17 protein-coding genes are annotated in these 18,282 nt (G+C 42.9%); 11 read left to right on the plus strand and 6 right to left on the minus strand.

The features are described from left to right. Positions 1–286 precede the first annotated feature (286 nt). A complete protein-coding gene (locus MKZ16_RS18905; RefSeq protein ID WP_076106299.1) occupies positions 287–1,963 on the minus strand; it encodes a hypothetical protein in 1,677 nt (558 codons plus the stop codon). A 229-nt stretch (positions 1,964–2,192) separates the two neighbouring features. On the opposite strand from MKZ16_RS18905, the gene kduI reads away from it, so the two are divergent. From kduI to kduD, 3 genes are read left to right on the plus strand one after another with little or no spacing between them, the layout of a single operon-like run. Beyond that, positions 2,193–3,026 (plus strand): 5-dehydro-4-deoxy-D-glucuronate isomerase, encoded by an 834-nt coding sequence (gene kduI / locus MKZ16_RS18910; RefSeq protein WP_036688322.1) that lies wholly within the window; start codon positions 2,193–2,195, stop codon positions 3,024–3,026. 34 nt (positions 3,027–3,060) lie between these two features. Next, entirely contained in the window at positions 3,061–3,816 is a 756-nt protein-coding gene (locus MKZ16_RS18915; RefSeq protein ID WP_038571843.1) for a DeoR/GlpR family DNA-binding transcription regulator, read from the plus strand. Positions 3,817–3,859: 43 nt separating this feature from the next. Next, on the plus strand, positions 3,860–4,615 hold the full coding sequence (gene kduD / locus MKZ16_RS18920) for a 2-dehydro-3-deoxy-D-gluconate 5-dehydrogenase KduD (protein ID WP_036688326.1): 756 nt from the start codon (positions 3,860–3,862) through the stop codon (positions 4,613–4,615). A 476-nt stretch (positions 4,616–5,091) separates the two neighbouring features. Here the strand turns inward: kduD and MKZ16_RS18925 are convergent, their stop codons facing one another. Beyond that, positions 5,092–5,532 (minus strand): hypothetical protein, encoded by a 441-nt coding sequence (locus MKZ16_RS18925; RefSeq protein ID WP_036688330.1) that lies wholly within the window; start codon positions 5,530–5,532, stop codon positions 5,092–5,094. A gap of 2 nt (positions 5,533–5,534) precedes the next feature. Continuing rightward, entirely contained in the window at positions 5,535–6,059 is a 525-nt protein-coding gene (locus MKZ16_RS18930) for a hypothetical protein (RefSeq protein ID WP_076106301.1), read from the minus strand. 142 nt (positions 6,060–6,201) lie between these two features. Between MKZ16_RS18930 and MKZ16_RS18935 the strand changes: the two genes are divergently transcribed. Further along, the gene (locus tag MKZ16_RS18935) at positions 6,202–6,852 is read left to right on the plus strand and encodes an NUDIX domain-containing protein (protein ID WP_038571849.1); all 651 of its coding nucleotides are present in this window, start codon (positions 6,202–6,204) and stop codon (positions 6,850–6,852) included. Continuing rightward, positions 6,849–7,394: a GNAT family N-acetyltransferase gene (locus MKZ16_RS18940; RefSeq protein ID WP_076098930.1), complete on the plus strand. Its 546-nt coding sequence runs from the start codon at positions 6,849–6,851 to the stop codon at positions 7,392–7,394. The genes MKZ16_RS18935 and MKZ16_RS18940 overlap by 4 nt, the downstream gene beginning before the upstream one ends. A gap of 49 nt (positions 7,395–7,443) precedes the next feature. Here MKZ16_RS18940 and MKZ16_RS18945 read toward each other — a convergent pair whose 3' ends face one another. Continuing rightward, positions 7,444–9,519 (minus strand): beta-galactosidase, encoded by a 2,076-nt coding sequence (locus tag MKZ16_RS18945; protein WP_076106303.1) that lies wholly within the window; start codon positions 9,517–9,519, stop codon positions 7,444–7,446. 155 nt (positions 9,520–9,674) lie between these two features. On the opposite strand from MKZ16_RS18945, the gene MKZ16_RS18950 reads away from it, so the two are divergent. The 5 genes from MKZ16_RS18950 to MKZ16_RS18970 all read left to right on the plus strand — a co-directional run bounded on the left by MKZ16_RS18950 (position 9,675) and on the right by MKZ16_RS18970 (position 14,081). Further along, complete coding sequence (locus tag MKZ16_RS18950; RefSeq protein ID WP_235219562.1) at positions 9,675–10,580, plus strand: AraC family transcriptional regulator; 906 nt, start codon at positions 9,675–9,677, stop codon at positions 10,578–10,580. A gap of 53 nt (positions 10,581–10,633) precedes the next feature. Then, positions 10,634–11,425, plus strand: coding sequence for a glycoside hydrolase family 43 protein (locus MKZ16_RS18955; RefSeq protein ID WP_081383847.1), 792 nt, complete (start codon positions 10,634–10,636; stop codon positions 11,423–11,425). Positions 11,426–11,456: 31 nt separating this feature from the next. Then, complete coding sequence (locus MKZ16_RS18960; protein WP_076106307.1) at positions 11,457–12,443, plus strand: phosphotransferase; 987 nt, start codon at positions 11,457–11,459, stop codon at positions 12,441–12,443. A gap of 187 nt (positions 12,444–12,630) precedes the next feature. Then, on the plus strand, positions 12,631–13,368 hold the full coding sequence (locus MKZ16_RS18965) for a glycosyltransferase (protein ID WP_076106309.1): 738 nt from the start codon (positions 12,631–12,633) through the stop codon (positions 13,366–13,368). Next, on the plus strand, positions 13,365–14,081 hold the full coding sequence (locus tag MKZ16_RS18970) for a glycosyltransferase family A protein (RefSeq protein WP_076106311.1): 717 nt from the start codon (positions 13,365–13,367) through the stop codon (positions 14,079–14,081). Before MKZ16_RS18965 ends, MKZ16_RS18970 begins: the two co-directional genes overlap by 4 nt. A 99-nt stretch (positions 14,082–14,180) precedes the next feature. On the opposite strand, the gene MKZ16_RS18975 is transcribed toward MKZ16_RS18970, so the two are convergent. Both MKZ16_RS18975 and MKZ16_RS18980 read right to left on the minus strand, forming a co-directional pair. Further along, positions 14,181–15,791, minus strand: coding sequence for an S-layer homology domain-containing protein (locus tag MKZ16_RS18975; RefSeq protein WP_036688356.1), 1,611 nt, complete (start codon positions 15,789–15,791; stop codon positions 14,181–14,183). A gap of 94 nt (positions 15,792–15,885) precedes the next feature. Next, positions 15,886–17,319, minus strand: a complete 1,434-nt coding sequence (locus MKZ16_RS18980) for an MDR family MFS transporter (RefSeq protein WP_076106313.1) — start codon at positions 17,317–17,319, stop codon at positions 15,886–15,888. 229 nt (positions 17,320–17,548) lie between these two features. Here MKZ16_RS18980 and MKZ16_RS18985 point away from each other — a divergent pair, with 229 nt between their 5' ends. Further along, the gene (locus tag MKZ16_RS18985) at positions 17,549–18,247 is read left to right on the plus strand and encodes a TetR/AcrR family transcriptional regulator (RefSeq protein WP_076106315.1); all 699 of its coding nucleotides are present in this window, start codon (positions 17,549–17,551) and stop codon (positions 18,245–18,247) included. The last annotated feature ends 35 nt before the right edge of the window (positions 18,248–18,282 follow it).

An 18,282-nucleotide genomic window follows, 5' to 3' on the forward strand; every position in this document is an offset into this window, starting at 1 on the left:
AGGGTTTAATGTAATTAATTACTATTTAGTAACCTAACACCGCTATTCTAAAGGGAAATGTGCTTAGGGAGGATTGAATTACCAAATCGTTAGGTCTAGTTTATCCAGATAAATTGTCGCTCACCCCAATTATAAGTATTTTGGACAAAATCACGTTTACGGATACTTAGGTATCTATTGCGGGCTGTGCAATGGGGCATCACATCCTTTCATGTACCTCCTTATTAAAGAAGCCGGCCAAAAAGGCCGACTCGGATTACTATTTATCACAGCAATTGTGTATTTTTTATACTGAATAATGATCTAATGAGATCTGGATTCCATTAAGCTGAGCTTGCGGTAATTCTGACTCCCTACTAATACTCAGAACTAAGCTTTCACCATCCATGTTGGTATAATTCGCTGCTAATACCTCTCCCACTTCGAAATTCCTTTCTTTATGAGCCATAGCTGCGGCAAAAGCCTCTAAACCAATAATACCACATTCAGCCGCTTTCTTAATGCCCAATGCTTCAACGATCACACCACCCGGCATCCCTGCGACTGATACCTCTATGAATCTAGACCGTTCCTGCAGCTGATAAGAGTGAGATAAATAAATAACAACATACGTCTCACCAACCTGCCCGTACAATGTGTTAGGCTCTTGTTTCCATTCCCCTTGGGGAAGTACACCGATGATCGTATTCTTTTCACCCTGGGGGATTGGGAATAGAGAAATGATGACATTCTTGTGATAGAGAACCTCCATATAACGGCTTTGATGGCGGGGATCTCCCTCATTGTAGCCTTGTCCCGGGTGGAAGAAATACAGCTGATTTGCGCCTCCCTCTCCACTCACAGGTAACGAAAAAGCCCAGCGAAGCTGCTCATTATCGAATTCCTCAACCCGCTCCCACATCCCGCCTGCTGCAAACTCTTCTGTAATATAAGCATAGGAATGAAGCAAAGGCTGCGGCTGTGGATCCGTTGGGACAACCTTCTGAGTAATCTTCCTTACTTCCACTGGTGACTGGTGATTCATGGCTGCGGCTAATATTTCATCGGATGCTTGATAGAATAATAAACCGGCATACTCCGTGCGCGGCATCATCTCAGGCAGCTGGAAATCTCCAAACTGAACATAATCATGAAGCACATTAGCATCGCCGGGAACATCATGCGGCCAGCCTCTAGAATGCGCACCAACCCAAGCGCCACGCAGATAGAATTCAGCTCGTACATTCCATAAATGGTCAAGCATTTCTTTAAGGCTTGTAGTAAGCTCCGTATCCTCAGGCGGGACAAGTTCCAACGCACAGGTGAATGCCTGCACCCAATGCCAAAACCACGGAAGACTGCCGTATTCCGGCATCCCTTTAGTACGAATATAAGCCAGTGTATCCTTCAGACTCTGCCGGCCATCCTCAAGCAATATTTCATCCGCAAACATGGTGCCAAAAATCAGCTTAGCAGCTGTATATTTAGCTTCATGATGCCCAAAAGTAACCACCGGCTTACGGTAGAAATCACTGCGATAAATATGTCCAAACGCTGTATTCAGAACTATGCGAAGTTGAGCGTTTAATGCTCCTCCGTATCTTTTGCAAAAATACGCCAGCAGGTTGCCCATAAGCTCCACTGGTAACTCATGCGGTGACGCATCTCGCGGCACTGGATTTAATCCGAGTGGCCAATGGCCGTATAACTCCGTGCCAGGCTGCCGGTTCTGAAGCATTAAGATCTCCAGCAGCACATCCTGTGCTTTCTGTTTCGCTTGCTCACGATCAAAAGGCAGCTCAAAAGAATCATCAACAGCCGCTGCAAAAAGATACGAAGCATAATAAAAGTTATTTCGCACATCATCATGGAACCAGAGTCCACTTTCCAATAAAGAGCGTTGCTCCGCTTCCAGTGCTATATTAAAAATAATTTCTTTCTGACGTTCCTTATAAGTACTCTGGATATTTTTCAACCCCGGCATTACTTTTCAACCTCCATCATTTCAGTTTTATATCATCTTCCGACATTCATGAAAATCGAGCATAATAGCTCTATTGTGCACACTTTCCGTTCATTATGCAATTGGAAAAACCAATAAATAAACATAAATAAACGAAATAAAAAAGATTATTACTTGTAAAATGAACATAAATGGACTAAAGTGTACCTATACGAACGATAATATGTACACAAAGGAGATTGAACATTCAATGGAAAGACGTTTCGCATCCCATCCTAATGAAGTAAAACAATTTGACACTGAGCGCCTCCGTAAGGAATTCCACATTCCCGTTATTTTTGCACCTGATGAGCTAAAGCTTGTCCTAACCCATGAAGATCGTATGATCGTTGGTGGAGCTAATCCTGTAAAAGAAGAGGTTGCGCTAACTACTGACCTTAAAGAACTTGGGGTTACTTATTTCTTGGAACGCCGTGAACTGGGCATCATCAATGTCGGTGGTAAAGGCTCCGTGGTTGTAGATGGCACAGAATATGAAGTAGATTTCAAAGAATGTCTTTATGTAGGTCAAGGCTCTAAAGATGTAGTCTTCAAAAGTGCAGACGCTTCCAAGCCTGCTAAATTCTATTTGAATTCTGCTCCTGCCCATCAGTCCTACCCTACTACCAAAACCACACTGGCCGATTCTGAATCCGGTGCAATGGGTGGTCTGGAGAACTCTAACGAGCGGACAATCCACCGCTTCATTCACACAAATGGTGTACAAAGTGCCCAACTGGTTATGGGTATGACCCAACTGAAACCAGGCAGCATGTGGAACACCATGCCAGCGCATACCCATCCACGCCGGATGGAAGCCTATTTCTATTTTGATCTTCCGGACGATTCCGTTGTGTTCCACCTGATGGGAGAACCTGACGAAACCCGCCATATCGTAATGCATAACGAACAAGCAGTTATTTCTCCAAGCTGGTCCATCCACAGTGGTGTCGGCACTCATAACTATACTTTTATCTGGAGTATGGCTGGCGATAATAAAAGATATGATGATATGGACCCCGTATCCATGAAAGAATTACAATAGAGATAAATCAATTACGGAAAGATGAGGCAGGCGGATGAACCCGATACGACGACACGAGATGATTATGGAAGTTATGCTGAACCAAAAAGATGTAACGGTGAATGAACTGAGCGATAAGCTTCAGGTTACTGGAAAAACAATACGCGAGGATTTAAGTAGGCTGGAGGAACAAGGACTGATCGTACGTGTACATGGCGGAGCTGTGCTGGCACAAAGCGACCAGTTTGGTATTTTGCCCTCCAAGGACCCGCTGGATAAATACTCTGACGAGAAGACGGAGATTGCCTTGCGTGCGCTTGCTCATATTGAACCGGACGATATTATCGCTCTTGACGGCGGTAGCACCACGCTTGAAATTGCTCGGCGTCTGGACAATATGCCACTAACGGTAGTCACCAATGATGTATACATCATCAGCGAACTGGTTCCCAAAGATAACATCCGTCTGGTCGTTCCCGGTGGTTATCGTGTCCGTAATATGTTGGCTGGTCCTGAAGCCGTCTCCTATGTACAAAAGCTTAATATTCAAAAAGCATTCCTTTCTTCGACTGCTATTCATATAGAGCATGGACTCTCCATTTATACAGGAGATTTAATTGAGTTCAAGCAAGCCCTTGTATCTACAGCCCGTAAGGTATTCGCGGTTGTAGATCATCATAAATTCGGCCATACTGCACTGCGTACCTTCGCTTCCCTACAAGAAGTTGACGTGATCCTGACGGACAAAGGGCTCTCCCCCGAAACGGCAGAACAGTTCCGCAGTGCAGGCGTTACAATTGAATGCGGGTAAACCCGGAATAACAATCCATCTACAATAAAGGGGCGTAATTTATATGTCATCATTATTCAGCTTGGCAGGTAAAACAGCTATTGTAACAGGCGCAGCTCAAGGTCTTGGACAAGGAATCGCGCTTGCATTTGCAGAAGCCGGTGCAGATGTTGCATCAGTCTCCCTTAATTCGAGTGAAGAAACTGTAAATGCAGCAAAAGCTTTTGGAGTAAAAGCAGTTAGTATCGAATCTGACTTAAGTGATCATAGCAAGCTGCAAAGCACTTTTGACCAAGCGCTAGAGCTGACCGGACATGTTGACATTCTCGTAAACTGCGCCGGAATGATCCGCCGTGCACCGGCAAAAGATCATAGTGAAAAAGACTGGTTTGATGTAATCAATTTGAACCTGAACACAGTGTTCCTTCTGTCGCAAATTGCAGGCCGCCACTTCCTGGAAAGAGGATCCGGCAAAATCATTAACATCGCCTCCATGCTCTCCTATCAAGGCGGAATCAATGTCCCTGGTTACACTGCGAGTAAACACGGGGTTGCTGGTCTTACTAAAGCTTTTGCCAATGAATGGGCAGGCTCCGGTCTGAACATCAATGCAATTGCACCAGGTTATATGGCTACTGAAAATACCGCTCCAATCCGTGCCGACCAAAGTCGTTCGGACTCTATCTTAGACCGTATCCCTGCAGCACGTTGGGGAACGCCTGATGATGTTAAAGGTCCTGCCGTATTCTTGGCTTCCGCAGCATCTGACTACCTGAACGGTCACGTTCTTAATGTGGATGGCGGATGGATGGCTAGATAAAGCATACAAAAATGGGTGTCCCATAGGGGCACCCATTTTTTTTGACTCAGCTGACCCATCTACATACGCAGTAGCTTAAAGGATTCAACTAACCGATCTGCACACGCAGCAGCTAAAGGACTCAGCTGACCGATCTGCACATGCAGCACCTAAAGGACTCAGCTGACCGATCTCCATACGCAGCAGCTAAAGGACTCAGCTGACCGATCTGCACATGCAGCAGCTAAAGACTCAACTGAGCGATCTGCACATGCAGCAGCTAAAGGACACAGCTGACCTTATACACCGTTTTATCCGCTATTTGGATAGCTACCGGACCTCATAGCCGCTATTGGTGCAAAAAAAGCTAATTAGAAGCTCCTTCCTGAGCAATAGCGACGCTGGAGTCCGAAAACCTGCTTAATAGGCGTTAAATTCGCAAATAGGGGCATCTGGGGCCGAAAATCTCAGTACCAGTGGTGGTTGATCCTTCTGCGTCATTTAAATAAGCTTGCAATGGAATTCACATCAAAATCACTAGTCATTCTAAAGTTTCCCGAACTGTATTTGTCCTTCTTATCAAGATCCGTCACATACAGGAAGTTAGTATCCGTAAGATTCATGCCAAACCTCAAGCTGTTATTCACAATAATACTTATCCAGTAGGTCTCCGTAGATTTGTCCAAAGCACTACTTCTTCTCAATTTTACATCTGAAAAAGCATAAATGATCTTTTCAATTTCCTTCGGATCTTCAATCACTACCTTTTCATCCACTAAAGATTTCTCAATCTCGATAGAGGTGATTTCTGTTTCGTCGATTTGATCCAACACTAAGTTCTCAAATGAATTATAACTATGGTAGAGATTAATGATTACTGGGATTTCGATCAATAAAAAAATAAGTACGAGAAATACATAACGTTTCTTCATATTCATAATTATGAACTCCCTAGTTCTACAAACTCCTCTGGATGAGTGCGAATATATTCGCCAATTATTCTATGCGTATTTGGTGTCAGGTTCTTATATCGTTCGAATAACCCAGTAATTACTTCTAACAGCTGAGGGTCTCGATCCAAATCCGTGATGGCAGCATCCGCCCACTCTTTACCCAGTCGATGATTTCTTTCCTCGAGAAATGTCTTTGTTTCCTGAAGCAAAAGAATCATGGGTGATTCGTCAAAAAATCGTATGCCTCCTATCACCCCTGTCCAATACCCTGGCAGGTCTTGCATGTAGGAAATCCAAGCATAATACTCCCCTTCGGAATTACAGCTGTGACCATATAGCACTCTGAACATACATAATGCTTGTTGCCCCTCTGTGAGCTTCGAGATCACTTCTGATTTGGTCGATGGCGATTTTCCGCGAATCAGCTGAAAGGTAGGCTCCATACAGGCCCATCCTAACCTTTCATCACTTAAAGTGTCCAAGTCTTCCTGCTTCATGGCTACTAAATTCATTTAACTCCTCCTTTGATTAACATCCAAAAATATACATATCTTTCTTAACGATGTCAATAAAAATCGCTTGGGCACATGAAGCAATTCGATCGTTTTTATGATAGGCTTTAGGCAGTAGATTTTTTCACAAAGGAGCTTTTCTATGCATAATGAGATACTTACTATATTTGATGAAGGCGGTCACCGAATCGGTACAGCTCCACGGGAAGAAGTACACCGGTTAGGACATTGGCACGAGACCTTCCACTGCTGGTTTATAAACAAAACCCAAGAAATCCCCTATATTTATTTACAGCTTCGTAGTGAGCAGAAACAAGATTATGCAGGATTGCTGGACATCACGGCCGCTGGACATTTGCTGACACACGAAACGGTAGAGGACGGGATTCGCGAGGTTCAAGAAGAACTCGGTTTGGAGCTAGCTTTTGATGAGCTGATTCCCTTAGGTACAATTCCTTACTGTATGATCAAAGAAAATCTAATCGATAAAGAACGAGCGCATGTTTTTGTTTATAACAATCCTTATCCACTGGACGATTTTAAGCTGCAAGAAGAAGAGGTCGCAGGAATTGTTATCACAAAGTTTGCGGACTTCCGAAGCTTTTGGCAGGGAGAAATACATAGTCTACAAATCAATGGTTTCAAAGTCGATTCAAACGGGCAGAAAATCAACATTCAACAGAGTGTGGATCGGACTCATTTTGTGCCTCATGAAGCAGCTTATTTCACTCGGATCATTGAGGGCATCGAAGCAATAATTCTAACATCAACCATCGTCACGGAGGACATATGATCATTAATCCTCAAACATCTACAGTGAATGGAATCCAATACAGCATTAGATCTGCTGCCTCAAAAGACGCTAAGGTGTTGTCTGAATTAAGAGTACGTATCGATGGAGAGACTGAGAATTTAGATCGGGAACCAGGCGAAGCCTTTATTGACGAAGAAGGATTTGAACAGCTTATTCAAGCCGATTCAGAGAAAAATAATAACCTCTTTCTAGTCGCAGTAGTGGATGATCAAATCGTTGCGTTCTCCAGATGCGAAGGTTATCCCTTAAAAAGATTCGCTCATAAAGTAGAATTCGGAGTATGTGTGCTGCAGGAGTATTGGGGATATGGTATTGGAAAAAATCTTCTCGGCGAATCGATTGCCTGGGCTGACACTAACGGTATTCAAAAGATCACCCTAAATGTGCTGGAAACGAACACCAATGCTATTAAGCTATATCAAAAGCTTGGCTTTGAAATCGAAGGGATTTTAAAGAAAGATAAACTTCTATCGGACGGCAAATTGTATAACACCATTATGATGGGAAGAGTTAAGAACTGATTCTATTCAAAAAAAAGGCAGAACCTGAAACTCAGGTCCTGCCTCTTTATTATACTAATGCTTTACGCTTCAACATCGCAAGTCCATTCACCGCTAGATTCAATAGGGCCGGAGCTGAAAGACCTGTTTCCAAGTCTGTGTATTCCGCTCCATCCAGCTCTACCGTTTGCGGACTGCCGCTGAAATTTTGCACAAAAACATAATCACTTTCGCCATCTGTGCGAAGTTGTGCAGTCACACCTGCTGGAAGCTCACTATCCATCGCACGGGTAATTCCTGCCTTAGATGTGATCGCTGCGTATAGCTCAACATAGAATGAAGTCTCTTTCACCCGGGTAGCAAGATGGTACGCATTTCCTTCACCGAAACGATTGACTGTAAGCGCTGGACGGCCTGTGTAGAAATCGTTGCGATAATGCCCCAAAGCCTCTGCACCTTCCAAATGAATCAGCTCGGCAATCTCATGCGCATCGTAGTCACCGCTTAGCTTAAGTTTATTACCTGCCTCCATTACTATCCCGTTCAGATCACGGCTGTGCAGCCCTTCTGTCTCCTCTGCCCAAATCCCCAGTGTTCTGCGCAGTGGACCAGGGAATCCTCCCAGATGACATAAATCCGTTTCGTTAACTACTCCTGACCAATAGGTTGCGAGGAATGTGCCGCCTTGCTCCACATATTTCTCAATTCGCTTTCCATTCTCTTCACTAATCAGATATAACATAGGTGCAACAACCAGCTTGTAGGCAGACAAATCATCTCCAGAGCCTATAATATCAACTGAAATGCCCAGCTCCCAAAGTGCACGATAATGCTGCAGCACCGTCTCCTCATAACGTAATCCGGAATTACGGATGCCTTGCGCATCCTTTATCGCCCAGCGGTTGTCCCAATCGAAAATAATCGCCGTCTGCGCCGGAGTGGACGTACCCACTACTTCCGTCATTCCCGCCAGCGTCTTTCCTACTTCCGCTACATCTTGGAATACTCGAGTCTCGGAGTGGCCACTGTGGTCTACAACTGCACCGTGGAACTTCTCACTTGATCCGCGGCTTTTGCGCCATTGGAAATACTGCACAGAATCCGAACCATGCGCTACCGCTTGCAAGGAAGACAGCTTGTGCATTCCGGGACGTTTTAGCTTACTGACCGATTGCCAGTTCGTAAGGGATGGCGTGCTTTCCATCAGCAAGAACGGTTTCTTTTTAAAAGAGCGCATTAAGTCGTAGTGCATCGCCGTCCATGCTGCCAATCTAGTATCGTCACCGTCTTCGGTATAATGCCAGTCTGGATAAGCGTCCCATGAGACCACATCCAAGATTTTGGCCAGCTCGCGGTAATCAATACCATCGATCATATGCATATTCGTCGTAATAGGCAGCTCTAGATTGTACGGACGAACCGTATTGATCTCGTGCTGGCAGAAGTCAATCGTCCGTTCACTAACAAAACGCCGCCAGTCAAGATTCAAGCCGTGTACTTGTGTCTCACCATGTGGAGCTGGGGATTCAATCTGTGACCATGAAGTATAGGTATGGCTCCAAAAAGTAGCCCACCAAGCATGATTCACCTCATCCAAACTGTTATTATATTTCACCTTCAGCCATTCTCTAAAAGCATCCTGGCAGAGCTCACAGTGACACTCCCCACCGAACTCATTCGAAATATGCCACCCGATAATGGCTGGATGCTGGCTGTACCGTTCCGCTAGCTTTGCATTCAGAATTGCAGTTTTCTCACGGTACACTGGTGAGGTAAAGCAATGGTTATGACGGAAGCCATGCAAATTGTGAACACGGTTACGCTCCACTCTTAAGACTTCTGGATATTTTTGCGACATCCATGCTGGGCGGGCACCACTTGGCGTTGCCAAGATAGCGTAAATCCCATTCTCTGCAAAAGAATCAAGTACACCATCCAACCATTCGAAAGTGAACACACCCTCTTCTGGTTCAAGAGATACCCACGAGAAAATGCCTACGGACATGACATTGCAGCCCGCCAGCTTCATTAATCGGATATCCTCACGCAATACTTCCGGATATTTAAGCCATTGTTCAGGATTATAATCAGCACCGTGCAGCATAACTCCAGCTTTACTGCTTATCGGGGAATGTTTTTTATTCATTGTGTACGATCATCCTCTCAATTCTGCCCATTTATGGAATGGGACTATTCTCTGATGACAGGCTAGAAGCGTAAGCTATCTAATTCAGGAATCATCATTTATACTATTCATAATATAAGAAAAGTCATTTCAATCAGTAGGAATATAGTCTCGAAGTGATAGCACAAAATGAAGATGAGGTGATAAACCTGCTGCCTTTTTCTCTGATTGAATTACCACGCGACTCTGGAACGTTACCCCTATCCCCCTACTCTGTAGGTCGTCATATCCAATTCCATCATGTGCGCCCAGCAGGATTTCCTGTGTATCAAATCTTTTTGATCCGGACCGGAACCGGTTTATTTCGTGATCTGGAAAATGGCACAGAAATCATACTGGAACCGGGGATGGCTTTTGCCTTCCCACCAGATCGAGGTCATGAATATTATCCTACCTCTCATGAACCGTGGCATGTTGGCTTTATCGGTTTTCAAGGCAGTCAAGCTCAAGGATTGCTGGAAGCGCTTGAACTGCTCCCTTCTGCTCCTTATCGACCGGAGCGTTTTGAACAATGCTGGGAAGAAATCGGCCAAATTTGGCATACGGTGAATTCTCCTGCCTCCAATCGGCAAGACGAGATGTGGATGCAGGAGTTGTCTATCACGCTCTATAGACTGCTCTTAATGCTGCGCCCTGCCAAGAGTTCACAAAGCTCCGCTAATCGTCTAGCCTTCGAGTCTGTCCGAAATGAAGCCCTAACTACAGCCGTCGGGCTGATCAACGAGCATTACACAGAACCGCTTCTGATCTCCAATCTTGCAGCAGCAGTCGGCTACTCCGTGCAGCATTTCCAGCGTTTATTCGTGCAGGAATACGGGGTCACTCCGCATAAGTATTTGCAGAATCTGCGGCTGGAGCGGGCGCTGCAATTAATGACGGAGGATGTGGAGATCCCCGTTCAAGATATTGCGCTTCAGCTGGGCATGGAGACTAATTATTTTATACGTGTTTTCCGAAAAAACTACGGCTGTACACCAGGCGTAATGAAAATACGTTTGCTACAAGGCGAGCAAATGAAGTAACGCTTCCAAGCCTAATGAAGATATTGTAAAATTAAGCAGATGATAGCTTGTAAATTGGGGACACCACAGATGGCCTAACAGCTTGGAGTGGCACACCTCACGGCTTCGATGTATATATCAGCTCAGATCTTCAGGAATGGTCCGGACCCATTGCTGCCTTTCGTCCAGATCCTAATTTTTGGGCTGATCATCATTTCTGGGCACCAGAGGTTCACCGCTACAACGGAAAATATTATATGTTCGCTTCTTTTAAAAGACATGGGGTTCCACGGGGGACACAAATATTAAGCGCGGAAACACCTGAGGGTCCTTATCTCCCTATCAGCAATCATCCGATTACCCCTGCTTCTTGGGAGTGCCTTGACGGAACGTTATATGTAGATAAAGAAGACAAACCTTGGATGATCTTTTGCCGTGAATGGATTGAAGTGACGGATGGAGAAATGTATGCCGTTCGGCTGAAGGAGGATTTAAGCGCTAGTATTGGTGAACCCGTGCTGCTTTTCCAGGCTTCACAAGCTCCTTGGACGGTAGGTGGCAAAGAAGGGCAGTACGTAACTGACGGTCCTTTTATGCATCAGACTAGCAGTGGTGAGCTGCTTATGTTGTGGTCTAGCAGTGGAGCCGGTGGTTATGCCATGGGTTTAGCCCGATCCATCAGCGGTGACATTAGTGGACCTTGGCAACATGATCCTGAGCCTCTTTATGCCAAAGATGGCGGACATGGGATGTTGTTTCGTGATTTGACGGGCAGACTTATGCTGGCTATTCATGCCCCAAATCTCAACCCACAAGAACGGCCGCTGCTTATTGAGATCCAGGAAAGCTCCAGAACGATTCGATAAAATCATTGTAATGTAGAACGGAGTAGAACCCTTGGAACAAAAGATTAAGTCCTTATTTAATGACCAGATTGTAAGTGCCGCCTGTACAAAATATGGTATCCCCATAGATGAGCTAACGTTCATTGGCGGATTTCAAAATTTTGTTTATGAATACCAACTTAGTAACCATCAATATATTCTAAGATTTACTCATAGCTCGCTACGTAGTAAGGATTTGTTGGCGGCTGAACTTGAATGGATTCTATACATAGCAGATCATGGCGTTTCAGTATCAAGACCCGTATGTTCTCTTCAGGGTAATTTAGTTGAGCAAATAGAGATCGGTGATTCGTGCTTTAGGGTATCTTCCTTTGAAAAAGCACAAGGGAAACGAATAGGTTACCCAGACTGCCTGAAAGATGTAGAGCTCTATGAGCAGTGTGGCATGATCACTGGACAAATGCACAGATTAGCAAAATCTTATAAACCACACACCAAAAGACATGCGTGGCATCAGAACTACTACCTGCAGAATGTAACCAGGTTTATTCCTTCATCCCAAAGTGGCGTTTTAGAAAGCTGTAAGGCGCTTATGGATCGGCTAAAGCATCTCGACGCTGATATAAATACCTATGGTCTCATCCATGGGGATATCAATGTAGGCAACTTTTTGGTCCACAATGGTAAGCTGACCTTGTTTGATTTTGATGAAGCTCAGTACAGCTGGTTTGTAGAAGATATCGCCATTCAACTGTATTATCTAGTCTACGTTTACGGGGATGATAGTATGGAGGACAGGCAGCTTCAATGTCAGCGTTTTATGGAGCATTTTCTTAAAGGCTACGTTAAAGAGAACAGTATTTCAGAAAATGAGCTGAAGCTAATTCCTCTTTTTCTTCGATTAAGAGAGATTATTGTTTATACAGGGATGTACCGGAGTTTTGATATGTCTAACCTAGATGATTGGACCAAAGATTATTTAACGCAGAGTAAGGCGAGAATTGAGAATAGTATTTCCATCATTGAGTCTTATTTCTGAACAAACATCCAAAGCGTTTCATATGATGTGTCTCTCTTACAAAACCCACAGCTATCACTGTGGGTTTTGTGTTCTCTAAACAAGTCCATTTTGCTTTTAAGAGGTTGATATGCCGTGACTCTATCCTAACTTGGACATATCGTATAAATGAGACTTTTCCCAAAAATGCATATGAGGGGTTGGTTAAATGAGTGCTGTACCTCACTACAAGGCGAACCAACAAGGTATTTCTATTATTACCTGTACCAATCGCCATAATTATTTAAACAACCTATTTCAAAATTACAGCAGACAAAGATATGCAAATAAAGAACTTATCATTATTATCAATAATAATAAAATTCCACTATCCCCCTACCTAACCTTAGCTAAAAAACACAAAAATATTAAGATATTTCGTAAACCTGAACATCAATCTCTCGGTTCATGCTTAAACTATGCCGTAACAAAATGCAAATATCATACCATCGCCAAATTTGATGACGACGATTATTATGCCCCTCATTATTTGACGGAAGGTAATCTGACCTTACAAAGAACTAAAGCTGATATCCTTGGAAAACGGGCTCACTATATGTATTTACTAGGTTCAAAGACTTTGATTCTTCGTTTTGCAAATGATGAACACCGGACGGTTACCCATCTCCCTGGCGCTACGCTCGTCTTCAAACGAAAAGTATTCGATCATGTGAAATTTCCTAATAAAAACGTAGGTGAGGATGATCTCTTTTGCAGCAGAAGCAGAAAGAAAGGTTATAAGGTTTATTCTGCGAGTAAAAATAACTTCGTTGCCATACGTAGAAAAAACTCTTCAAAACATACATGGATTATCAGTGATAGTACGTTAATAGCTAACCATAAGATCATCCGGAATATTAAAAACTACAGGAATTTTGTTGGACGCAGTCCAAAGATTCCGTTATGAAGTTAACTGCTGAATCTACTTCATCTGCTGTGTCTATTCTAACTTGTACGAAACGAATTGATTGTATTAAAACCATGTTTGATAACTATCAACGACAGAATTTCAAATCTAAAGAACTTATCGTGATCATAAATAATGATAGCTTGAGAATAGAAGATTATATACAAGCTGCAAAAAAACATAAAAACGTACGGATCTATAAACTACCAGAATATCGTTCACTCGGGTTTTGTCTGAATTTTGGTGTGCACTTAGCGAATTATAGTTGTATCGCTAAATTTGATGACGACGATTATTACTCTGCCAACTATTTAACGGATAGTATGAAAATCCTCCATAAAACTAAAGCTGATATCGTTGGAAAACGAGCTCACTATATGTATTTAAATGATAAGAAGCTACTCTTGCTTCGTTATCTTCATATGGAAAATAAATATGTAACCAATGTTCAGGGTGCCACCCTACTCGTAAAACGAAATGTCTTCCAGCAGATTTCTTTTCCAGATTGGAATAAAGGTGAATGTGTTAAGTTTTGTGCGGATTGCGCTGCACAGGGCTTTAAGATTTATGCAGGAAATAAGTATAACTTCGCTGCGGTTCGTAGAAAAAACTCCAAAGATCACACATGGATCGTTAGTGACAAGAAACTTCTAGCTCAAAATGTTAAAGTTCTAAAGGTAAAAAACTTCAAAAAATACGTAACTCGAGGCTGATTTAATCAAACTCATTCTAGCAGTTGCGACTTAGTAACCCAATAAAAAGACTGGACAGCAATTAGCTAAGCGGCTATTCGCATCCAGTCTTTCATATTTTTAAAAAGTGTAATCGAAAAATTTCTCTGCATTCCTTAAACTAGCCCATATATCAGAGCTTTCTCCGCCTATATACCAATAAGCTACTCCAGCTAGTTTTTTAGTAACCGCTAAGTTGTATTTAGTTATTAATGAACGCCCATCCTCAATCCAAATCGTATGTTTTATAGCTTGTTTCGAGTAGCTCGCGACATATTGTCCCAGAGTAGAATTCCACACAGGTTTCGATGCATAGCTGCTGATGATCTGATTTTGCTCCGGAAGCGTAATATATTCAGAGGATAAAACCGTTCCCTTCTGGTTCAGTGTCCAATCCCGATTATATAAGGGCAATGCCAATATAACTTTTTGACTAGGTACAACTTTTAGGATTGTATTCACAGCCTTTTGATCATAAGAAAGCGAAGCATTGGACCCCGGAACTTGACTCCCGTCATAATGCTCATCATACCCCATCATCACCATGTAATTCACTTGCTTGCCTAGGGCAGCATAGTCAAAAGCTTCTGTCCAATCCGTTCCAAGATCAGGGGATACATCCATCGACAGAATAACATTGAGCGAATGCATTTTCTCGGCCAATAAAGTAATAAACGAAGTCAAATACACACGATCTTCGGCCGCTACATTTTCAAAATCTATATTTAGTCCATCTAATCCATATTTACTCACTAAAGCAGCTAATTGTTTGACTGCCGTATTCCTTGCGGTTGTACTCAACAGCATTTGATGCGTCGCTTCTTGATCCGATCGATTACCAACCATCGCCCAGACTTGCCTTTTATTCTTTTTTGCCCAAGTTACCAGCGAGACATCTGTCGAATCCGTTACTGTCCCTGTTTTTCCAACATAATACCAACGTGGTGAGAGTGTGTTGACGTTCGATTGCAAAACATGATTCTCAAATTGTGACGTCGTGAGACCATACTGCCAGCCTATAACAATACGTTTGTCCGGATCACTTTCCAGCTCTGCCGCCCAGCTTGTATGTTGCAGCACCCGATCCATCAGCACTGCCGTCTCTTGCCTGGTTATCGGGTCCGTGGGTCGAAAATTTCCGCTATTATCGCCCTTCATTAATCCGCGATCATTAACCTTGGCTACAGCAGCACTTGCCCAGCTAGCAATTTGTTGCCGATCTTTAAAATTGGTTTGTGCGGTAGTTGCAGTGTTTGTTTGCTTTAGCGCTTTGGCTATCCACACAGCCGCTTCCTGCCGAGTAACTGCTTTTGCGGGTGCAAAAGTAGTTGCCGAAGTGCCGTTCGCCAGTTCAAGCTGAATTGCTGCCTGTATCCAGCCGTAATACCAAGCGCTTTTGGCTACGTCGGTATAAGGAGATACCGGACTCAACGCTGGATCAAGCTTCAACAGACGATCAAGAACTGTAATAAATTCAGCTCTAGTAATCGATTGAGTAGGTGAAAATTTAGTATTCGAGGTGCCAGTTAATATATTCCGGTTATATAAATCTATGATTTCTTTTTTTGCATAACTAGTGTTTATATCCTCAAAAGGAACCCCGTTATCGGCCGATATATGCTGAATAAATACTCCGGCGTATAGCACGACAGCGAGGGTCATTATAGTAAATCTAGCAAATATATTCTTCACGGGTTAAGAGATTCCCCCTTGGTTATCAATCTTTGAATTATACCAAGGATACAATCCATAAACATCGCTAAAATATTGGTAGAGTACGATAGGATCAGCTCTTCGGATTATGCAAAAAGAGACTAAGAACCACACCACACAGCGCCAAGCCCAATGAAACTAGGAACGTGTCGTGGAATCCTGCAACCATAGCCTCTAAAGGTAGCTTCTGATTTCCTTGACTCATTTGAGTAGCTATATTCGAAGTCAATAAGCCCGACATTACAGCGACAGCAAAGGAACCCACAATTTGTTGTGCAGAGGCAGTAAGTGGGGTCACACGGCTGATCAAATCCTTCGGAGCGGCCTTAAGCACATGTGTACCGAGCTGCATAGTAGTTAATCCTTGGCCAAGTCCCATAATGGCAAAATAACTGATCATAACGTATACACTTGTATCATTTTGTAAACGTGACAAAAGAAAGAGTCCGGTGGACAGCAGCACAAGTCCAGAGAACACAACGGGCCGAGCTCCATACTTATCAAATAATTTTCCTCCAATAATCATGCCAGCAAAGGATATTAAAGCTTGAGGAATAACTAAAAGTCCCGATTCAAAGGAAGAAAAACCTCTGACCTGCTGCAAAAAAATTGGAATTAACAGAATCGAACCAAATAAGGCGAACTGATTAATCCAGGTCAAAATCATACCTTTACTAAATTCTAGAGATCGAAAAGAGCGAAGTTCCAATAACGGTTCTTTTTGGCGCAATTCCACGAAAATAAACAAGGCTAAAGCAATGAAGCTGAACGCAAGAGATATAATCGTTATACGATCCCCCCAGCCGTCCACTCCCCCTCTATGCACCCCAAATACCAAGCTGGAGAAAGCGAGTGGTGATAAAATCACACCCCAAATATCCAATTTAGCTTTATTCCCCTTCTCTATTACCGGAAGAAATTTCACTCCAACAATCATTGCAATAATACCAATGGGGACATTAATCAGAAAAATCCAGTGCCAGCTTGCATATTCCAACAGCCATCCTGACAGTACAGGACCAAGAACAGGCGCAATTAACATCGGTAGGCCAAGCAATCCCATGATTGAACCTCTTTTATCGGGAGGTGCGATTTTGAATGACATAGCCATACCAATTGGAGCAATCATCCCTCCGCCTAATCCCTGCAAAATACGAAAGATTATCAGCTCTGTTGTGGATTGTGCCATTGAGCATAATAAAGAACCTATGGTAAACAATACGATCGAAGCTAAAAAAACACGTTTGGCAGTAAACTTATCCGAGAACCAACCGGCCAATGGGATAATTACGGATAAAGCCAGCGTATAACCCGTGATGGCCCACTGTATTGTTTTTAGGCTAGCATCAAAGGTTTTTTCAAGCTGCGGGATCGCTACATTCATAATTGTACTGTCGAGCATAACCAGCAACATTCCTGTTATAAGTGCCAGTATTACGGGAAGTATTGCTTTTATAGAAAATTCTTTGGTGACTGGTTGGGATTGTTCCACTTGTAGATTACTCATGGGTCTATACACATCCTTTTTAATTTTTACTAATAAAATAGCTAACCGCTGCCTCCTTTTTAAAAAATCGCACCGTTAAACTAACAGTGTAAGATTAATATAGCACCCGTTTATTTGCTTGTAAATAAAAATATCTAACAGTGTAAGATAAACCGGTAATCTAACGATGGTAGACCAGCCATCCATCTTCGCTTATGATAAAAGAAGACAGTAACAGGAGGTCGTTTCGATGAGAATCAAAAATCTGCAAATCACTGAACAAGATATAATAAAAGCTTCTTGGGAGCTGTTGGATGATATCGGCATAGAGGCATTTAGTATGCGTAAATTAGCAGAACTATTAAATATACAAGCCGCCTCTCTCTATTGGCATTTTAAGAGTAAACAGAGTATTTTCCAGACACTGGCTAATGAGATCGCCAAAGAAGCCCTCGAAACTGCGAATCTCGAAGGTGATTGGCAAGAACAGCTTTTTCATTTTGCAGATCGAATCCGCGGGGTTTTACATAAGTATCCTTGCTCGGCTCAGCTGATGATGAGAACCTTGCCTTCTGAACCTAATTATCTATCTTTACTGAATACTTTGCTTCAAATCGTGGATCATCTTCCTTTAAGCGATAGTGACAAATTCTCCCTAATTGCTTGCGTGTTAAACTATGTAATCTCTTTCGAATTGGACAAATATGAGCAGGATCGAATTGACTTAGCCATGAAAAATGAACCTAATGGAGATGCTAGAGAGGTATTTAAACAATCGCTTGAGCACTTATCAGGGGATGGACCTAATGTTATAAAACGAATGTACGAAAACAATATCTTTAATGAAATTGGCTCCGATAAGATGTTCTATACAGGTCTAAAAATAATGGTGAGCGGAATTGAACAGTTAGCTAATAAGCGACAAGAGCGAGAAGAGCAAGAAGAATAACAAGAGCGACAGTAGAGCTTAGGGGATTTTTCACG

It is taken from the genome of Paenibacillus sp. FSL R5-0928 (genome assembly GCF_037970385.1).
Lineage (GTDB): Bacteria > Bacillota > Bacilli > Paenibacillales > Paenibacillaceae > Paenibacillus_AQ > Paenibacillus_AQ odorifer.

Excerpts from the sequence above, each read along its gene's own strand:
- MKZ16_RS18985 (WP_076106315.1), top strand. The coding sequence starts at position 17,549 with ATGAGAATCAAAAATCTGCAAATCACTGAACAAGATATAATAAAAGCT.
- MKZ16_RS18940 (WP_076098930.1), top strand. The coding sequence starts at position 6,849 with ATGATCATTAATCCTCAAACATCTACAGTGAATGGAATCCAATACAGC.
- MKZ16_RS18970 (WP_076106311.1), top strand. The coding sequence starts at position 13,365 with ATGAAGTTAACTGCTGAATCTACTTCATCTGCTGTGTCTATTCTAACT.
- MKZ16_RS18945 (WP_076106303.1), bottom strand. The coding sequence starts at position 9,519 with ATGAATAAAAAACATTCCCCGATAAGCAGTAAAGCTGGAGTTATGCTG.
- MKZ16_RS18965 (WP_076106309.1), top strand. The coding sequence starts at position 12,631 with ATGAGTGCTGTACCTCACTACAAGGCGAACCAACAAGGTATTTCTATT.
- MKZ16_RS18930 (WP_076106301.1), bottom strand. The coding sequence starts at position 6,059 with ATGAATTTAGTAGCCATGAAGCAGGAAGACTTGGACACTTTAAGTGAT.
- MKZ16_RS18905 (WP_076106299.1), bottom strand. The coding sequence starts at position 1,963 with ATGCCGGGGTTGAAAAATATCCAGAGTACTTATAAGGAACGTCAGAAA.
- kduD (WP_036688326.1), top strand. The coding sequence starts at position 3,860 with ATGTCATCATTATTCAGCTTGGCAGGTAAAACAGCTATTGTAACAGGC.
- MKZ16_RS18925 (WP_036688330.1), bottom strand. The coding sequence starts at position 5,532 with ATGAATATGAAGAAACGTTATGTATTTCTCGTACTTATTTTTTTATTG.
- MKZ16_RS18935 (WP_038571849.1), top strand. The coding sequence starts at position 6,202 with ATGCATAATGAGATACTTACTATATTTGATGAAGGCGGTCACCGAATC.
- kduI (WP_036688322.1), top strand. The coding sequence starts at position 2,193 with ATGGAAAGACGTTTCGCATCCCATCCTAATGAAGTAAAACAATTTGAC.
- MKZ16_RS18915 (WP_038571843.1), top strand. The coding sequence starts at position 3,061 with ATGAACCCGATACGACGACACGAGATGATTATGGAAGTTATGCTGAAC.
- MKZ16_RS18980 (WP_076106313.1), bottom strand. The coding sequence starts at position 17,319 with ATGAGTAATCTACAAGTGGAACAATCCCAACCAGTCACCAAAGAATTT.